At 69.6% G+C, this 16,943-nt stretch carries 13 protein-coding genes; 2 read left to right on the forward strand and 11 right to left on the reverse strand.

Annotated features, from left to right (window positions below; all coding sequences use genetic code 11):
- Positions 1 to 17: 17 nt before the first annotated feature.
- From ACPEH1_RS09240 to ACPEH1_RS09280, 9 genes are all read right to left on the reverse strand, one after another.
- Positions 18 to 629, reverse strand: coding sequence for a YbhB/YbcL family Raf kinase inhibitor-like protein (locus ACPEH1_RS09240; RefSeq protein WP_136006749.1), 612 nt, complete (start codon positions 627 to 629; stop codon positions 18 to 20).
- 10 nt (positions 630 to 639) lie between these two features.
- Positions 640 to 2,709 (reverse strand): tetratricopeptide repeat protein, encoded by a 2,070-nt coding sequence (locus ACPEH1_RS09245; protein WP_423715685.1) that lies wholly within the window; start codon positions 2,707 to 2,709, stop codon positions 640 to 642.
- 85 nt (positions 2,710 to 2,794) lie between these two features.
- Entirely contained in the window at positions 2,795 to 3,787 is a 993-nt protein-coding gene (locus tag ACPEH1_RS09250) for a YheT family hydrolase (protein WP_026070676.1), read from the reverse strand.
- Between the two features lie 57 nt (positions 3,788 to 3,844).
- The gene (locus ACPEH1_RS09255) at positions 3,845 to 4,636 is read right to left on the reverse strand and encodes a lysophospholipid acyltransferase family protein (protein ID WP_017355484.1); all 792 of its coding nucleotides are present in this window, start codon (positions 4,634 to 4,636) and stop codon (positions 3,845 to 3,847) included.
- 181 nt (positions 4,637 to 4,817) lie between these two features.
- Complete coding sequence (locus tag ACPEH1_RS09260; RefSeq protein ID WP_423715686.1) at positions 4,818 to 5,255, reverse strand: hotdog fold thioesterase; 438 nt, start codon at positions 5,253 to 5,255, stop codon at positions 4,818 to 4,820.
- A 26-nt stretch (positions 5,256 to 5,281) separates the two neighbouring features.
- Complete coding sequence (locus ACPEH1_RS09265) at positions 5,282 to 7,321, reverse strand: phospholipase D family protein (protein WP_423715687.1); 2,040 nt, start codon at positions 7,319 to 7,321, stop codon at positions 5,282 to 5,284.
- Positions 7,318 to 7,872 carry a YceI family protein gene (locus ACPEH1_RS09270; protein ID WP_051008581.1) on the reverse strand — a complete coding sequence of 185 codons (555 nt, stop codon included), beginning with the start codon at positions 7,870 to 7,872 and terminating at the stop codon, positions 7,318 to 7,320. The genes ACPEH1_RS09265 and ACPEH1_RS09270 overlap by 4 nt, the downstream gene beginning before the upstream one ends.
- A 42-nt stretch (positions 7,873 to 7,914) precedes the next feature.
- Positions 7,915 to 8,391: a SixA phosphatase family protein gene (locus ACPEH1_RS09275; protein ID WP_017355480.1), complete on the reverse strand. Its 477-nt coding sequence runs from the start codon at positions 8,389 to 8,391 to the stop codon at positions 7,915 to 7,917.
- 15 nt (positions 8,392 to 8,406) lie between these two features.
- Positions 8,407 to 9,039, reverse strand: coding sequence for a ParA family protein (locus tag ACPEH1_RS09280; RefSeq protein WP_017355479.1), 633 nt, complete (start codon positions 9,037 to 9,039; stop codon positions 8,407 to 8,409).
- Positions 9,040 to 9,170: 131 nt separating this feature from the next.
- Here ACPEH1_RS09280 and ACPEH1_RS09285 point away from each other — a divergent pair, with 131 nt between their 5' ends.
- Complete coding sequence (locus ACPEH1_RS09285) at positions 9,171 to 10,655, forward strand: AAA family ATPase (protein ID WP_017355478.1); 1,485 nt, start codon at positions 9,171 to 9,173, stop codon at positions 10,653 to 10,655.
- Positions 10,656 to 10,666: 11 nt separating this feature from the next.
- Here the strand turns inward: ACPEH1_RS09285 and ACPEH1_RS09290 are convergent, their stop codons facing one another.
- Positions 10,667 to 11,581 carry an AEC family transporter gene (locus tag ACPEH1_RS09290; RefSeq protein ID WP_017355477.1) on the reverse strand — a complete coding sequence of 305 codons (915 nt, stop codon included), beginning with the start codon at positions 11,579 to 11,581 and terminating at the stop codon, positions 10,667 to 10,669.
- 88 nt (positions 11,582 to 11,669) lie between these two features.
- Positions 11,670 to 12,308: a hypothetical protein gene (locus ACPEH1_RS09295; protein WP_017355476.1), complete on the reverse strand. Its 639-nt coding sequence runs from the start codon at positions 12,306 to 12,308 to the stop codon at positions 11,670 to 11,672.
- Between the two features lie 158 nt (positions 12,309 to 12,466).
- On the opposite strand from ACPEH1_RS09295, the gene ACPEH1_RS09300 reads away from it, so the two are divergent.
- A complete protein-coding gene (locus ACPEH1_RS09300) occupies positions 12,467 to 16,159 on the forward strand; it encodes an indolepyruvate ferredoxin oxidoreductase family protein (RefSeq protein ID WP_017355475.1) in 3,693 nt (1,230 codons plus the stop codon).
- Positions 16,160 to 16,943 lie beyond the last annotated feature (784 nt).

The following is a 16,943-nucleotide window of genomic DNA, read 5'->3' on the forward strand; positions in this document are numbered from 1 at the left end:
CGGCACCTGTCCGTGCTTCAGGCCAGCGCGGGATTGAGCGTGTAGGTCCCGTGCAGCGCCGCTTCGGCCAGGATGTGGCCCTGCATCGCACGGTGCACATCGGCAGCGGTGAACGGGGTGGGCAGCGCGAGCTGCGCCACGTCCAGGGCGAACACGCGGAAGAAATACCGGTGCACGCGCTCGTCGTTGAACGGCGGGTACGGGCCGTCATAGCCCAGGTACTGCCCGGCCATGTCCGGGTTGCCGGCAAACCAGCCGGTGAAGTCGTTCAGACCCTGGCGTGCGCCCGGCGGACCGGCCGGGGCCACCTTGCCCTTCACGGTGAACCCGTCGCTGCAGCTGCCTTCGGCGAGCTCACGCACGTCGGCGGGGATGTCGGCCATTGCCCAGTGGGTGAAATCGCCGCGCGGCTGGTCGCGCGGCACGGTGCAGTCGGAACGGCCGACCGTTTCGGGCACGGTCGGCACGTCCGGATCGATGCACAGCAGCGCGAACGCGCGCGTGCCGGCCGGGACATCGTCCCAGGCCAGGTGCGGGTTGCGGTTGCCGGCGAAACCGTGGGCGTCGCCGGCCGCGAAGGTCGCGGCGATCGGCTGGCCGTTGATCAGGCTGTTGCTGGTCAGATGCATGGGATCGTCCTCACTCTTCCGGGTAACCCAGACGCACCGCCACCGGGGTGAGCAGGGCGAACGCGCTGGCCATGATGTCGCGGTACTGGCGCCAGTGGCCGGGCGGCAGGCGTGCCGGGCCGAGGGTGTCGGCCGGCGGGAAGCGCACGCCGAACAGCGTTTCCAGGCGGTGTGCCATCGCGCCGGCATCGTTGCCGATGTCGTCGATGCGCAGCAGCACATGCGGGTACAGGCTCTGCTCGTGCAGCGTGGCCACCTGGGCCAGTGCGCGGGCCAGCCATTCGGCGGCTTCGTTGAGCGAGTTCACCGCGAACGGTGCCGGGGCGCCGAAGGCCATCCAGTCCAGCAGCATGTCGCGCGGATCGCGCAGTGCCACCAGCAGGCGGCCTTCCGGCAGCTGCGGACGCAGTGCCCACAGCAGGGCGTTGTCCCACCACAGCAGCCAGTCGATCACGGTGCCGTCGGCCAGGCCGCGCGCGGGCAGGGTTTCACGCCACTGCTCGACCAGACGCTCCGGGGTCAGCTTGCCGGTCGAGAGCTCCTGCAGCGTGTGGTAGCTCTGGAAGGCATCGTCGGGCGGGGTCGGGCCGAACCGGTCGCCGCGCAGCACCGGGCTGGCCGCGGCGATGCCGGCGATCACCCGCTCCACGCCGGAGCCCGGGGCGCCCCACACGAACATCGGGCGGGCGCTGACGTCGTCGCCTACCGGCGCCAGATCCGGCCAGCTCAGCGGCGCCTTGGCCTGCGGCGGCAGCGGCAGACGCTGCGGCGACTGCGCCGCGTGCACGCCCAGCCAGGTGTCGAGCGCGTCACGGTGCTGGCCGGCACGGTCCTGCACCGCGCCCAGCCACGACCGCAGGCCATCGCGGGCCTCGGCCGGGGCCTGTTCGATGAACTGCTGGACATGCACCACGGCGGCGGCCGGATCGCGCTTCAGCAGCGCTTCGACGATGCGGGTCTCGCCGCTGGCACGGCCGGGTTCGAGCGCGACGATGCGGCGGGCCACCGCCTCGGCGCCGTCCACGTCCTTGGCCATGTCGTGCAGGCGCATGCGCGTTTCCAGCGCCGGCAGATGCACCGGCATCGCCTGCAGCCAGCGTTCGGTGACCGCCACGGCCTCATCGCTGCCCACCGACTCCACCGACAGGCGCGCCAGCCACAGGTCGTGCACCTCCGGGTGCGATTCCAGCGCGGCGTCCAGATGCTCGCGGGCCTGCTGTTCGCGGCCAAGTCGCTGCCAGCACATGAGCAGCAGCTGCAGCACTTGGCGGTCCGAGGGAGCCTGCTCCAGTGCGGGCAGCAGATGCTCCAGCGCCTGCAGCGGTTGCCCGGACTGCAGCGCCAGTTCGCCGGCCAGGCGGCGCATGGCCACGCTGTCACCGCCCGGGGCGGCCAGCATCGGGCCCATCATGGCCGACGCGCTGTCCACGTGGCCCTGGCGCAGCGCCAACTGCACGACCAGGCCCTGCAGCGTGGTCAGCGTGGGATTGAGTTCAAGCACGCGGCGGAACGCCTGTTCGGCGAAGGCCAGCATGTCCTTGCCCAGATAGGCAAAACCGAGCGCGTACAACACGCGCGAGTCGCCCGGCATGGCTTCGCTGGCGGCCGACAGCAGGGCCAGGGCACGGTCGCCCTCGCCACGGCGCAGCGCCACCATGCCGTTGATGGCGGCCACTTCAGGGTGGTCTTCCTCGATGCGGCTGGCCAGGCGCGCCAGGCGCTCGGCTTCGTCCACGTCGTTGCGGCCCAGCGCCAGGTGGGCCTGCATCAGGTAGGCCGACAGTTCGTTGGGGTTGAGCGCGGCAGTGCGGTCCAGCGCCGAGCCGGCGGCCTCGAACTGACGCAGCGCCATCAACAGGCCGGCCTGCATCAGGTGCAGGTCGGCATCGTCCGGGGCCAGCGCCAGCGCCTGCTGCAGGCTCTCCAGGGCCGGTTCGAGCTGATCCTGCTGCTGCAGCGCCAGGGCCAGCAGGCGATGGGCCTGCGGCTGGGTCGGTTCGGCCGCGGTCCACTCGCGGGCCAGCTGCACGGCATCGTCCACCGCGTTGCGGCGCAGGGCTTGAATGATCTTGTCTTGCATGACGGTCCAGCTTGGGGTCAAACCCCGATTGTAGGGTCGCGCCGGGGTCGCTGCCGACATTCCGGGCGATCGGCCGGCTCCGGGCTCAGCGCGGCAGCGCTTCCAGGCGCAGGCGCTGGGCGACCCAGCGCTCGGAGAAGCCATCGCCGCGCCAGTTCTCCAGGAAGCCGCAATGGCCGCCCCACGGGGCGATTTCCAGGTGGGCGTGGGCCGGCAGTCGCCAGCCGTTGAAGGTGGCGAACGGGATCACCGGGTCGTCCTGCGCCATCAGGATGTCGGCCGGCACTTCCAGCCCGGCCAAGCGGTCGCCGGCGATGGAGTAGCCGTCGAAGTACGCCTGCAGCGAGCCGAAATCGGTGTGGTGTTCGACCAGCCATGCGGTCAGCGCGCGGATGTCCAGCTTGAGCACGCGGTCATCCCAGTCGCTCAGCTCCGGGAAGAGATCGCGCTTGCGGCGCAGCGAACCGGCCCATTTGCGCCGGAAATACCAGTCGTACATCGCCGGACCGTTCTCGATGCTTTCCATCGTGATCGCCGGATCCAGCACCGGGCACACCGAGGCCACCCGCCGCAGCGGCACGCCCGCCGAGGGCGCACGCAGCGCCAGACGCAGCACGAAGTTGCCGCCCAGCGAATAGCCCGCCGCCACCAGCGGCAGGGAGGGCCAGCGCCGCGCGATGTCGCCGGCGGCCTGCACCACTTCATCGATGCGGTTGGAGTGGAAGATGCCGGGATTGAGGTGATGGGTGTTGCCGTGGTCGCGGAAGTTCAACCGGACCACGTCGTACCCTTCCTCGAGCATGCGCGCGGCGGTCATGCGCATGTAGCTCGACTCCGCGCTGCCTTCCCACCCGTGCAGCAGCAGCGCCATGCCGACCGGCTCGCGGTCGTCGATGCGGCTGTGCCAGCCCTGCAGTCGCACGCCTTCGCCGCCATCCAGGATCAGCTCTTCAGTCACCGCCCCGGTCGCGGCCAGCAGCATCAGGCCGCGCTGCATGCGCATGCGGCTGGAACTGAGCATCGACTGCAGGTGCGGATTGCGCAGCCAACGCGGCGGACGGTAGTCGGCAGCGGTCAACATGGGCGCGAGCCTGCTCCGGCCTCCGACGCTGGCGCGTGAAGAAGCGCCATCGCCCTACTCGGCAGTCATGGCCGCCAGAATGCGCGCACGCGAGGTTTCGGCGATGCGGCGACGGCCGTCCAGATCATGGGTGTCGATGGGCGCGAGGAAATGCACCTCGGCCCGGCGTGCGGGTTCGCCCAGCAGGCGCAGGAAATTGGCGAAGAAACTCTCGCCGGGGCCGAAGGCGACAATCGTCTGCGCATCGCCGTGATGGCCGTAGCGCAGCGCCACCGGCTGCACCGGCACCTGGGTTTCGACCGCGGCCTGGAAGATGCGCGCATGGAACGGCCCGACATCGTGGCCGCCGCGGGTGCGGCCTTCGGGAAACACGCCGACGGCATGGCCCTCGCGCAGCCGGACCACCATCGCCTGCATCACCCCGCCCAGCGACTCGGTGCTGCCGCGCTGGTGGAAGATGGTCTGGCCGCGTGCGGCGAGCCAGCCGACCACCGGCCAGCCGGCGATTTCGCGCTTGGCCACAAAGCCCATCATGCGCTGGCTGTGCAGCATGGAAATGTCGACCCAGCTGACGTGGTTGGCCACGAACAGCACCGCGCCCGGCAACGGCTCGCCGATGCGGCGCGTGCGGAAGCCGAAGATCCACATCAGGCCGCCGGACCAGGCGTTGACCACCGCATGTTCCAAGGGACGGCCACCCACGCGGAGGCGCCCCCACGGCGGCAGCATGCCGATCAGGGTCAGCGGCAGGAACAGCAACAGGTGGACCAGCAGCAGCGGTACGCGGTACAGGTAGCGGCACACACGCGCCACGCCGCCACGTGGGGCCGGGGTGGGGGAAGTCATCCGCGAACGATACCCGAGCGCCGCAGGCTCTGCCAGCGTATAGCGGTCAGATCGATGACATGCCGGGGCCAGCCGCCGGCCCCGGTCAAGCCACTGCTCATCCACGGCACAACGCCCCCGCCGTCAGTGCGCCGGCGCACTGAGCCGACCGGCGCAACACAGCATCCGTGCGGTGCGTCGATCAGCCCGGCCGTACCGCCGGCACCACCGCCAGGGTCAGCCGCGACGTGCACACCAGGCGACCCGCGTCATCTTCGATGCGGATGTCCCACACATGCGTGCTGCGCCCGACATGCACCGCGCGCGCGATACCGGTGACGAGGCCGCCGCGCATCGCACGGATGTGGTTGGCGTTGATCTCCAGGCCGACGCAGACCTGCTGGGTGGTGTCCACGCACAGGTTGCCGGCACTGCTGCCGAGGGTTTCGGCCAGCACCACCGAAGCGCCACCGTGCAGGATGCCGTACGGCTGGCGGGTGCGTTCGTCCACCGGCATGGTGGCGCTGACCCAGTCCTCGCCGGCCGCGGTGAACACGATGCCCAGATGCTCGATCAGGGTGTTGCGGCTCAGCGCGTTGAGTGCCTCGATGGACACTGCCTCGCGGAATACCTGGGTCATGCCGTGTCTCCGTCAGACGTAAGCGTTCAAAGAATCGGTACCAGCCCCGCGCCGAACGCGGTCAGCATGCGCACCAGCAGCCACTTCGGGCCGACGTTGACTTCGGGGAAGTCGCCCACGGCGGTGTAGCACGCGTGGAAGTTGGCGTCCTGGCGGGGCAGCGGCCGGGGGCAGTCCGGACCGGGCTGGAATTCGTAATCGGTGGCGTAGCGCCACGGCCAGAAATCCAGCACGGGCAGCGCCTCGGAGGCCTTGCCGACGCTGTAGTTCAGGCCGGACAACACCGGCGGCTTGGCGCGCGGTGCCACCGTCCAGGAGTTCTTCGGGTCGATGTCGCGCAGGATGCTCTGGGCAAGCTGCTCGGCGAACACCGGGTCGTCGATGATCACCGCGCCTTCGGTGTTGTAGTTCTCGCTGCGCGGATCGAAGTTGTGCGTGCCGATCACGCCGATGCGGCGGTCCACCACCATCGACTTGGCGTGCAGCCCCATGCGCGCGCCGGTGCGGGTGACCGGCAGCGGCTTGTTGACCGCCTTGGTGCCCAGGAACGAAGGGCGCGTTTCGGCGCGCAGCACGCGGCGCTCGACCTCGCTGCCGTCGGTACCACGACGGCGGCCGCTCGGGCTGCTGTCGCGGGTGCCGTTACGACGCGCGGTGATGCTGCGTTCACTGCTGCTGCCGCTGCTGCCACCGTGTGCGTTGCTGCCGGCCGCGCTGCCACCGATCAGGCTGCTGCGCCGGCCTTCACCGGGCGTGGCTTCGCCCAGCGGTGCCGGCAGCAGGTTGCGGTAGTCCACCGGCGCATCCAGCGGGAACGGCTTGTATTCGTAGATGTTGAAACCCAGCTCGCGCAGATTGCGGCGTTTGTACTTGTAGGACAGCGCGTACACGATGGGGTTGTCGGTGGCGGCCAGGCTGTTGGTGGACACCACGATGCGCGGTGCCTGCGGCCGCTTGCGCAGCTCGCGGAACAGCGTTCGGGCCGGCTTGGACAGCACCAGGTAGGGTGTCTGCAGCAGCACTTCGGACCGGGCGCCGGCAATCAGCGCATCCAACTGCGGCTCGGTCACGTGCTGGCCGTTGGCCGGTTGGCTGGCGCGCTCGCGGCGGTGCTTGCGTGGCAGGTCGGCCACGTACTGGACCGCCGCCACCGGCAGGGCGGTATCGACGAATGTGCGCGTGATGAAGGCCGGGTCGTCGGCTTCGGCACTCACCCGCGCGACCCGCTCCGGACGCCGGAAACCGGTCGGCGGCATCGCCGGCACGCCCTGTCGCACCAGGGTGCGGCCGACATCGTTCAGGCGCTCGGCCGGCACACTGCGTGGCGCGCGCCAGAACGCGTCGAAGTTGGCCGCCATCTCGCGCACTTCGGGGCCGGCGACCACCACGTCGCGATCGCGGAAGTTGTACTCGGCGTCCCAGTCGTAATAGTCGTCCTGGTAGTTGCGCCCGCCGACCATGCCGAGCGCGTCGTCGACCACCAGCAGCTTGTTGTGCATGCGCTGGTTGAAGCGCCGGAAGCAGCACAGCACGCTGCCGGCGTAGTCGAAGTAGTTCAGCCGCGCCTTGCCGAAGGTCGGGTTGTAGACGCGCAGTTCGAAATTCTGATGGCTGCCGGCAAGCGCGCCGAGGATCTCCAGGTCGGAGATCGCCGACAGCTGGTCGATCAGCACCCGCACCTTGACCCCGCGCCGGGCCGCGCCCAGCAGTTCGTCCAGGATCAGCCGGGCGCTGTCGTCCTTGTCGAAGATGTAGGTCTGCAGGTCGATGCTGCGCGAGGCGCTGCGGATCAGGTTCAGGCGCGCCACCAGCGAGGCCTCGCCCTCGTCGACGATGGTGGCGTAGTGGCGCGGTGCATCGGGCAGGGACTCGGCGAACGCCCGCCCGCCCAGCGCGCGCAGCGGCGAATCCAGCGCGCAGCGGTCGGGGCGGTCGCAGTCCACCGCCGTGGAGCGCGCCTGCACGGCAATGCCGGCCGCGCGGTCGCGCTCCGCGTTGGACAGCGACGCACAGCCGCCGGCCAGCAACAGGGTTGCCAGCAAACCAAGCCGCAGCAGTAGATTCACGGTTTCGGCGCCTCGCTCAGACGCGCACGCAATACAAAGGTCACTCGATCACTCAGGGCTAGCTGCCAACTGTCCATGCCATAGCGGCCACGTTGAACGTTGCCACGGCTGACCACGTCGCAATCATACCCGGCCCGGGGGCATTCGGCTTTTTCCACGCGCAGGGTCTCCGGGTGGCTGACCCCCCGCAGGATCAGCCGGCCTTCGATGGCCCCGCCCTTGTCGACCACCTCGGGCCAGTACGGCACCGAGTCGAACTCCACCACCGGGTAGCGGTCGGCGTCGAAGAACTCGTCGCCGCGCATCCAGCCGGTGTAGCGCGGCTTGCCGGGGATCTCCACGTAGCGGGTGAACATCCGCAGGTGGACCTGGTGACGACCGTCGGACAGTACCTCGATGCGCCCCTCAAACCGCGGGAACACCCCCTCGATGCGCTGCCCCAGCCGGGTCCGGATCTCGAACCCGAACCGCGACTGGGCCGTATCCAGTGCCAGCGAACGGGCCACGGGCACCGGTGCCGGCGGTTCGGCACAGGCCACCCCGGCCGCCAGCAGGGCCAGCCAGCCCAGTACGGCGCGAACTGCTGCCACCGGTTACGGCCACCAGAAGGCGGTCAAGCGGGCCACGCCCGGTTCGATGGAGGCCTCGCGGTCGAAGGCAAGCACCGCGATGCCGGCCGGCGGCATGCCGCGGTAGTCGCTGGTGCTGCCCTCGCTCATCAAGGCCACCAGGCGCTCCAGGCCGGGGTTGTGGCCGACCACGAGCAGCCGGTCGACCTCGCGGCGGTCATCGATCAACCCGGCCAAAGTGCCCGGGGTGGCGTCGTATACGGCATCTTCCAGCCGCTTTTCCACGAAGCCGGTCACGCCCAGCACCGCTTCAAGGGTCTCGCGGGTGCGGCGGGCCGGCGAGCACAGCACGCAGTCCGGCAGCAGATTGTTGTCCTTGAGCCAGCGGCCGGCGGCCTCGGCTTCGGCCAGCCCGACCGGAGACAGCGGGCGGTCCAGGTCGGCCTGGCCGGTGCTGGCGGCTTCGGCATGGGCATGGCGCAGCAGAATCAGTTCTCGCATGGGATCTCTTCCGTATCAGGCGTTCTTCAGCCACTTCAACAGCGGCTCCCAGTCACTCTGGTGCTCGCGCACCTGGGCCGAGCGGTAGTCGAACAGACTCCGCCCCAACCCGACCATCACCACATAGCTCTGGCTGTCGCGCAACTGCGCAACCACCTCGTAAGGCCATTCGGACAACATCTGGATCGCCTGCTGGGAGGTCTGCGTCCACGGCTTGGTGCGGTTGAGCACCAGCCCCACCGGCAGGCTCCGGTTGTGCACGCGGGGGACCCGCGACAGGCTGTTGAGGAAACCGACGATGGCTTCGATGTCCAGCGCGGAAGGCAGCACCGGCACCACTACCGCATCGGCCACGTCGAGGAAATGGGGCAGATCATCGGCCAGGGCACCGGCCGGGGCATCGATGATGACCTGCTCGGTACCCTCCGGGAGCAGGCGCTCCCACTGCTTCCTGCGATACACGTCGATCGGCAGCACGGCACTTTCGAGCACCGAGCGGCGCTGCGCCCAGCGGGTGCTGGAGCCCTGCGGGTCGGCATCGGCCAGGACGGTCCGTTTACCCTCCAGCGCCGAATGCGCCGCCAGGTGGGTGGCGACGGTGGTCTTGCCCACCCCGCCCTTGGAACCGGCCACCAGAATCGTCTTCATGCAAGCCTCGCTTCCGGGAAACGTCGCCGCAGCGTACACCGCCCTCCGTGACGGTGATAGTCGCGCGGCTGAACCCCGTGCAGGTCACGGCGCTTTGCTATCGTTGCCGATCCAATGGACTGCACCCCGGCATGAGCGAGTTACAGGACCTCAGCGCGCTGATCCGCGCCAACACCCCGTTGATCATCATCGAGACCCAGGACGAGGGTCGCATCGTGGAGCTGTTCCGGCAGACCCTGATGCACGTCTGGCGTGCGCTGCACCGCTGGTCGATCACCGAGGGCCTGCGCCGCATCGACATGGACCGCGAGGACGACCCGGTCGGACCGCCCGATGCCAGCGCGGCGCTGCAGATGATCCGCCAGGCCGAACAACGCGGCATCTACCTGCTGCTCGATTTCCATCCCTACCTGGGCTATGCCAGCCACCAGCGCGCGTTGCGCGACCTGATCCAGCGGCGCAACTGCCAGGCCCACGTGCTGGTGCTGATCGGGGCCAAGGTGGAGCTGCCGGCCGAGCTGGAAGCGCTGGCGACCCGCTTCAATCCGCGCCTGCCCGACCTCAACGCCCTGCTGAAGATGCTGCGCGAGGAAGCCGAGGCGTATGCCCGCGAGAACGGCGGCCGCCGCGTCGAGGTGGACAACGAGGCGGTCAAGAAGATCCTGCACAACCTGCGCGGGCTGAGCATGGTCGATGCCCGGCGCATCGCCCGGCAGCTGATCTTCGCCGATGGCGCGCTCAGCCAGGACGACCTGCCGCAACTGGCGCGGTTGAAGTTCGATCTGCTCAACCGCGCCGGACACCTGCACTACGAGTACGACACCACCCGCTTTGCCGATGTGGCCGGGGCCAACCGGCTCAAGCGCTGGGTCAACCAGCGCCGCCCGGTGTTCCTCGGCGGCACCGGCCCGGCCGGGCTGGACCCGCCCAAGGGCATGCTGCTGCTCGGCGTGCAGGGCTGCGGCAAATCGATGCTGGCCAAGGCCACGGCGGCCGGCTTCGGCGTGCCACTGCTGCGCCTGGACGTTGGCAGCCTGTACGACAAGTACCACGGCGAAACCGAGAAGAACCTGCGCGACGCGCTGGCCTCGGCCGAGCAGCTGGCGCCCTGCGTGCTGTGGATCGACGAGATCGAGAAGGGCCTGGCCAGCGGTGGCGAGGACGGCGGCGTGTCGCGACGGGTGCTGGGCCATCTGCTGACCTGGCTGGCCGAGCGCACGGCCACGGTGTTCATCGTGGCCACCGCCAACCAGGTGCATGAACTGCCGGCCGAGCTGCTGCGCAAGGGCCGCTTCGACGAGATTTTCTTCGTCGACCTGCCAGATGCCAACACGCGGGTGGAGCTGCTGCGCCTGCACCTGGGGCGACGCCAGCTCAACGCCGACGATTTCGCGCTGCCGGCGTTGGCCGCCGCCGCCGAGGGGTTCTCCGGCGCGGAGATCGAGCAGGCGATCGTCGCCGGCCTGTATGCCGCGCACGCCGAAGAGCGCCGCCTGGACACCGACCTGTTGATGGGCGAGATCCGCGGCAGCCGCCCATTGTCGGTGCTGATGGCCGAGCAGGTCAGCGCCCTGCGCGACTGGGCCAGGGGCCGCACGGTCAACGCCGACGGGTAGTACGGCACGGGCTAGTGCAGCGCCCGCAGCACCCCTAGCCACGCCGGCAGGGTCGCCAGCGACAGCACGATGCCATAACCCACCATCGCCGCCGCCAGGCGGGGCGCCAGCCGATGCGCGATCGCCAGTGCGGCGGCGGTGATCATGGTCGGCATCGCCGATTCGAGCACGCTGACCTGCAGCATCGCGCCCTGCAGGCCGAACGCCCAGGCGATCGGCAACGCCAGCGCAGGCATGACCACCAGCTTGAGCAGCAGGCCGATCCCCAGCGGCGCGAGTTCGGCCTGCGACAGCCGCAGCTGGATCGAGAACCCCACCGCCAGCATCACCAGCGGCAGCATCGCATCGGCCAGTTGCTTGAGGCCGGTGCCGATCCACGCCGGCGGCTGCGCCGGCATCAGCACCAGGGCGAACACCAGGGCCCACAACGGCGGGAAGCGGACGATCCGCAGCAGCACCTGCGCTGCCGTGGGCGGCCGGTCGCCGCTGTAGCGCGCGATCACGTACAGGCCGAAAGTGGAGAGCAGCACGAACGTGCCGAACTGGTCATAGACCACCGCATACGGCAGCGCGGCGTCGCCCAGCAGGGCACGCACCATCGGATAGCCGATGAAACTGGAGTTGGCCAGCGCCACGCAGATCAGCAGCACCGCGTGCACGTCGCGGGCAAAGCCGAACACCCGTGTGGCCAACGACACCAGCGCCCAGGTGGCCAGCATCAGCAGCCACGGCGTGGCCATCAGCCCCACCAGGCTGGCGTCGAGCCGCAGGCGCGGCACGTAGATCAGCACCGCAGCGGGCAGGCACACGTACAGCACGATGCGGTTGAGCACATCGGCCGTGTTGTCCGGCAACGCGCGCAGGCGCGAGAACGCCATGCCCAGGCCGAGCATGGTCAGGATCAGGGCGAATGCATCGAAAGCCATCGGCGCAGCCTAGCCGATGTACCCGCGTATTCAGCCTCGACGATGGTCGTAGGACCGGCGCGCCACGGCGCACCGGCCCCGGCCACGGTTACGGCCAGGCCGGCGGTTTGGCCGCCCACGCCTGCTGGATCTCCACCAGCACCGCACGCTCGCTGTCGCGCCAGTCAGGCAGCAGCTCGGCAAAGCGCGCGTTGCTGCTCCACAGCTGCGGCTCGGTGCGCACCGCGGCGGCGTACCACTGCACCGCCTCGTCCTTGCGACCCAGTGTCCACAGCGCCAGCGCATAGGTCGGCGGCGCCCACGACGGGTTGCCGCGCAGCCCGGCATGGGCTGCCGACCACTGTGCCAGCGCCGGTTCGACCTCACCGAGCCGGAACAGATCCCAACCGTAGTTCCAGCGGACCGAACGCCCCGGCACCGAACTGGCGGCCGCGTTGCCCAGCGCCTCCTGGTACAGGGTGCGACCGAGATCGGTGCGGCCCTGGCCCATTGCCACGCCGGCCAGCTGCACCGTCGCCTCCAGGGCTTTGCGCCCGCGTTCGCGCTGCCGCATCAGCTGGTCGACCAGGGTGCTGCCCTGCCCTTCCACCACCACCATCGGTGCGGCCGCGCTATCGCTGTCGAAGTAGAACTCCTGCAGTGCCGGCAACGGCTGCGCCGCTGCGTTGAATACCGAAGCCCCCACGGCCAGGCACAGCCCGGCCAGCATCTGTCTTGCAACTGCCATTCAAACTCCCCCAGGTTGTCACAACAACCTCCCATCCCGATCCTAACCTCAGCGAGCGCTCCGGCGCGAGTCCCGGGCCTGGACAGGCCCACTGTTACAATCCGCGCCTTTCCGGCCGCGCGTGCGCGGCCGTGCCAGCCGACTTCCCCGGGCCAGCCATGACCAGTACCGCCGAACTCACCTCGCCGTCCTCCGCCAACCAGCCCGGCCTGGACACTGGCTACACGCTGGACCACAAGTACACCCGTACCGATGGCCGCATCTACCTGAGCGGGGTGCAGGCGCTGGTGCGCCTGCCGTTGATGCAGCGGCTGCGCGACGAGGCGGCCGGGCTGGATACCGCCGGCTTCATCAGCGGCTACCGCGGCAGCCCGCTGGGCGGCTTCGACCTGGAACTGTGGCGCGCACGGCAGCACCTGGAGGCGGCGCGGGTGAAGTTCACCCCCGGCCTCAACGAGGACCTGGGCGCGACGATGGTCTGGGGTACCCAGCAGACCAACCTGTTCCCCGGCGCCAACGTCCAGGGCGTGTACGGCATGTGGTACGGCAAGGGCCCCGGCGTGGACCGCTGCGGCGACGTGTTCAAGCACGCCAATGCCGCCGGCACCTCGCCGTTGGGTGGCGTGCTGGCGCTGGCCGCCGATGACCATGCCTGCCGCAGCTCGACCCTGCCGCACGGCAGCGAGGACGAGTTCGTCAGCGCGATGATGCCGGTGCTGAACCCGGCCGGCGTGCAGGACATCCTCGACATGGGCCTGCTCGGCTGGGCGATGAGCCGTTACACCGGGCGCTGGATCGGCTTCAAGACCATCGCCGAAACGGTGGAATCCTCGGCCTCGGTGCAGGTTGATCCGTTCGCGCGCCGCATCGTGCTGCCGGAGGACTTCGACATGCCCGCCGGCGGCCTCAACATCCGCTGGCCCGACCCGCCGCTGGACCAGGAAATGCGCCTGCACCGGTACGCGGTGAAGGCGGCCCAGGCATTCGCACGCGCCAACGGCATCGACCGCATCGTGATGGACTCGCCGCGCGCGCGGCTGGGCATCGTCACCACCGGCAAGAGCTACCTGGACGTGCTGCAGGCGCTGGAATACCTGGGACTGGACGAACAGGCCTGCGCCGACATCGGCATCCGCGTGTACAAGGTGGGCATGACCTGGCCGCTGGAACCGGTGGGCATCGCGCGCTTCGCCGAAGGGCTGGAAGACATCGTGGTGGTGGAGGAAAAGCGTGCCTTCATCGAGCGGCAGATGAAGGAACAGTTCTACAACTGGCCGGCCAGCGCGGGCCCGCGCCCGTCCATCGTCGGCAAGTACGACGAGCAGGGCGCGTGGATCCTGCCGTCCACCAACGAGCTCACGCCAGCCACCATCGCCGGAGTGATCGGCCGCCGCATCCAGCGTTTCTTCACCAATGAATCCATCGAACAGCGCCTGCGCTGGATGGATGACAAGGAAGCCGAGCTCGCGCTGCCGCGTGCCAGCTTCCCGCGCGTGCCGCACTACTGCTCCGGCTGCCCGCACAACACCTCCACCCGTGTACCGGAAGGGTCGCGTGCGCTGGGCGGGATCGGGTGCCATTACATGGTGACGTGGATGGACCGCAGCACCGACACCTTCACCCACATGGGCGGCGAAGGCGTGACGTGGGCCGGGCAGGCGGCGTTCACCGACACCGAGCATGTGTTCCAGAACCTCGGTGACGGCACCTACTTCCACAGCGGCTCGCTGGCGATCCGCCAGGCCATCGCGGCCGGCGTCAACATCACCTACAAGATCCTCTACAACGATGCGGTGGCGATGACCGGCGGCCAGCCGGTGGACGGCACCCTGAGCGTGCCGCAGATCGCCCATCAGATGCGGGCCGAAGGCGTGCAGACGATCGTGCTGGTCAGCGACGAGATCGGCAAATGGAACAAGCGCGAGCTGTTCCCCGAGGGCGTGGAGTTCCACGACCGCGCCGAGCTGGACGCGGTGCAGAAGCAGCTGCGGCAGGTGAAGGGCACCAGCATCCTGATCTACGAACAGACCTGCGCCACCGAGAAGCGCCGCCGCCGCAAGCGTGGCAAGCTGGTCGATCCGCCCAAGCGCGTGGTGGTCAATTCGCTGGTGTGCGAAGGCTGCGGCGACTGCGGCAAGAAGAGCTTCTGCGTGTCGGTGCTGCCCAAGGAAACCGAGTTCGGGCGCAAGCGCGACATCGACCAGTCCAACTGCAACAAGGACTACAGCTGCACCACCGGTTTCTGTCCGAGCTTTGTCACCGTGCACGGTGGCAGGCCGCGCAAGGGCGCGCGCAGCCAGCGCAGCGACCTGCTCGCCAACCTGCCCGCACCGACCTTCCGTACCACGCTGGAACAGCCCTGGAACATCCTGATCACCGGCGTCGGTGGCACCGGCGTGGTCACCATCGGCGCGCTGCTGGGCATGGCCGGCCACCTGGAAGGCAAGGGCGCCAGTGTGCTCGACCAGACCGGCCTGGCCCAGAAGGGCGGCGCGGTCACCACCCACATCCGTATTGCCCGCACCCCCGAGGACATCCATGCCGTGCGCATCGCCGCCGGTGAAGCCGACCTGGTGGTGGGCTGCGACATGGTGGTGGTCAACGACTACTGGGCGCTGTCCAAGGTGCGTGCCGAGCGCTCGCAGGTGGTCCTCAACACCTATGAGGCGATGCCGGGCACCTTCACCACGCGGCCGGACATGCAGTTCCCCGCCGCCGACATCATCGCCGGTATCCGCGTGGCGCTCGGAGGGCGCGAGCCGCTGCTGCTCGATGCCACCCAACTGGCCACGGCGCTGCTCGGCGATGCCATCGCCGCCAACCTGTTCATCCTTGGCTTTGCCTGGCAGCAGGGGCTGGTGCCGATCTCGTTCGAGGCGCTGATGCGCGCGGTGGAACTCAACGGCGCCGCCATCGAGATGAACACCCAGGCCTTCGCCTGGGGCCGTCTGGCGGCGGTGGACCCGCAGGCGGTGCAACAGGCCGCCGGGCTGGTGCGCAACGGCCACACCGATGCCGAGCGCACACCGGGACCGCTGCACGACCTGCCGCCGGGCGAATGGGAAGGCAACGAGTGGGGCGCCAACGCCGCGCCGCGCAACACCGGCGACGAGCGCGAGCTGCGCGGCCTGCCCGGCCACGGCGGCAGCGCCGATGTGGCGTTCCTGCCTCTGGACGACGAGCGCCTGTCGCGCTCGCTGGATGAGCTGATCGAGCGTCGCGTGCGGTTCCTGACCGACTACCAGGACAGCGCCTACGCCGCACGCTACCGCGCGCTGGTGGAGAAGGTGCGCGCGGTGGAGTGGGACAAGGCCGGCAGCACCGCCCTGACCGAGACCGTGGCGCGCTACTACTTCAAGCTGATGGCCTACAAGGACGAGTACGAAGTGGCGCGCCTGTACACCAGCGGCGAGTTCCAGCGCCGGTTGCAACAGCAGTTCGAGGGCGAGTTTGAAGTGCGCTTCCATCTGGCGCCGCCGCTGTTTGCAAAGAAGGACGACCAGGGCCGGCTGATCAAGCAGGAATACGGGCCGTGGATGCTCAAGGCGTTCGGGCTGCTGGCCAAGCTGAAGTTCCTGCGCGGGGGCACCTTCGATGTCTTCGGCCGTACCGCGGAACGTCGTGGCGAGCGTCAGCTGATCGCCGACTACGAGCAGACCGTGGCGCTGCTGCTGGATGGCCTGAGCGACGACCGTGTGGCGCTGGCGGTGGAGATCGCCAGCATCCCCGAGCACATCCGCGGCTACGGGCACGTCAAGGAAGCGCACCTGCACGCGGCCAAGGCCCGCGAAGCCACGTTGCTGGCGCAGTGGCGCAACCCGCGGGCACTGCACATCGTGCAGGTGGCCTGACGGCAGATGGAGCCGACCGTTGGTCGGCTATCGCGCGCAGCGCGGGGGGTTTCGATGCCGGAACGGAAGGCAGCCGGGCAGAGCCCGGCTCTACGGGGGCCGTGCGCGGTGGGGGGCCGCCGGCGTAGAGCCGACGTCTAGTCGGCTTCGCGCGCAGCGCGCGGGGTTCGATGCCGGAACGGAAGGCAGCCGGGCAGAGCCCGGCTCTACGGGCGTCGTGCGCGGTGGGTGGCCGCCGACGTAGAGCCGACTTCTAGTCGGCTTCGCGCGCAGCGCGGGGGCTTTCGATGCCGGAACGGAAGGCAGCCGGGCAGAGCCCGGCTCTACGGGGGCCGTGCGCGGTGGGTGGCCGCCGACGTAGAGCCGACTTCTAGTCGGCTTCGCGCGCAGCGCGGGGGGTTTCGATGCCGGAACGGAAGGCAGCCGGGCAGAGCCCGGCTCTACGGGGGCCGCGCGCGGTGGGTGGCCGCCGACGTAGAGCCGACTTCTAGTCGGCTATCGCGCGCAGCGCGGAGGGTTCGATGCCGGAACGGAAGGCAGCCGGGCAGAGCCCGGCTCTACGGGGGCCGTGCGCGGTGGGTGGCCGCCGGCGTAGAGCCGACGTCTAGTCGGCTATCGCGCGCAGCGCGGGGGGTTCGATGCCGGAACGGAAGGCAGCCGGGCAGAGCCCGGCTCTACGGGCGCAGCGCGCGGTGGGTGGCCGCCGGCGTAGAGCCGACGTCTAGTCGGCTATCGCGCGCAGCGCGGGGGGTTCGATGCCGGAACGGAAGGCAGCCGGGCAGAG

It is taken from the genome of Stenotrophomonas sp. NPDC077421 (assembly GCF_049545505.1).
GTDB classification, from domain to species: Bacteria; Pseudomonadota; Gammaproteobacteria; order Xanthomonadales; family Xanthomonadaceae; genus Stenotrophomonas; species Stenotrophomonas nematodicola.

What these genes read in the sequence shown, in the direction of transcription:
- ACPEH1_RS09295 (WP_017355476.1), bottom strand. Translation starts at nt 12,308, where the DNA reads ATGGCAGTTGCAAGACAGATGCTGGCCGGGCTGTGCCTGGCCGTGGGG.
- ACPEH1_RS09300 (WP_017355475.1), top strand. Translation starts at nt 12,467, where the DNA reads ATGACCAGTACCGCCGAACTCACCTCGCCGTCCTCCGCCAACCAGCCC.
- ACPEH1_RS09260 (WP_423715686.1), bottom strand. Translation starts at nt 5,255, where the DNA reads ATGACCCAGGTATTCCGCGAGGCAGTGTCCATCGAGGCACTCAACGCG.
- ACPEH1_RS09240 (WP_136006749.1), bottom strand. Translation starts at nt 629, where the DNA reads ATGCATCTGACCAGCAACAGCCTGATCAACGGCCAGCCGATCGCCGCG.
- ACPEH1_RS09290 (WP_017355477.1), bottom strand. Translation starts at nt 11,581, where the DNA reads ATGGCTTTCGATGCATTCGCCCTGATCCTGACCATGCTCGGCCTGGGC.
- ACPEH1_RS09285 (WP_017355478.1), top strand. Translation starts at nt 9,171, where the DNA reads ATGAGCGAGTTACAGGACCTCAGCGCGCTGATCCGCGCCAACACCCCG.
- ACPEH1_RS09245 (WP_423715685.1), bottom strand. Translation starts at nt 2,709, where the DNA reads ATGCAAGACAAGATCATTCAAGCCCTGCGCCGCAACGCGGTGGACGAT.
- ACPEH1_RS09280 (WP_017355479.1), bottom strand. Translation starts at nt 9,039, where the DNA reads ATGAAGACGATTCTGGTGGCCGGTTCCAAGGGCGGGGTGGGCAAGACC.
- ACPEH1_RS09275 (WP_017355480.1), bottom strand. Translation starts at nt 8,391, where the DNA reads ATGCGAGAACTGATTCTGCTGCGCCATGCCCATGCCGAAGCCGCCAGC.
- ACPEH1_RS09255 (WP_017355484.1), bottom strand. Translation starts at nt 4,636, where the DNA reads ATGACTTCCCCCACCCCGGCCCCACGTGGCGGCGTGGCGCGTGTGTGC.